The organism is Mucilaginibacter sp. P4_G9 (assembly GCF_056400985.1).
Genome location: NZ_JBFUKF010000966.1, coordinates 1 through 509, shown reverse-complemented (window position 1 = coordinate 509; position 509 = coordinate 1). Strand labels below are relative to the sequence as shown.

At 40.5% G+C, this 509-nt stretch carries 1 protein-coding gene; it reads left to right on the top strand.

Features of this window, described 5'->3' with window-relative positions; translation table 11 throughout:
• On the top strand, nt 1-509 hold a 509-nt coding region (locus tag AC1DPZ_RS28830), incomplete at both ends, for an SIS domain-containing protein (RefSeq protein ID WP_477409994.1).

Below are 509 nucleotides of genomic sequence, written 5' to 3'. Positions count from 1 at the left end.
TTGGTGTAGCTTCAACAAAAGCGTTTACCGCGCAAGTTACTGTTTTAACATTATTGGCTTTATATATAGCGCAGCAAAAAGGCACTATCACATCATCAAAACTAACGCGTTTATTAACCGAACTTGAAACCATCCCGGATAAGGTACAATCGCTTTTATCGGATAATGATTTGATAAAAAGTATTGCATCCAAAATTAAAGATGCGACTAACTGTCTTTTCCTGGGTCGCGGCAGCGGTTTCCCGGTAGCCCTGGAGGGTGCGTTAAAATTAAAGGAAATTTCATACATTCATGCAGAAGGGTATCCCGCTGCAGAAATGAAACATGGGCCCATTGCTTTAATTGATGCAGAAATGCCGGTTGTATTTATAGCTACCAAAAACTCGTCGTATGACAAGGTTATAAGCAATATACAGGAGGTTAAGGCCCGGAAAGGAATAGTGATAGCTATAGTTACACAGGGAGATACTAAAGTAAGAGAAATGGCAGATCACTGCATAGAGGTACCT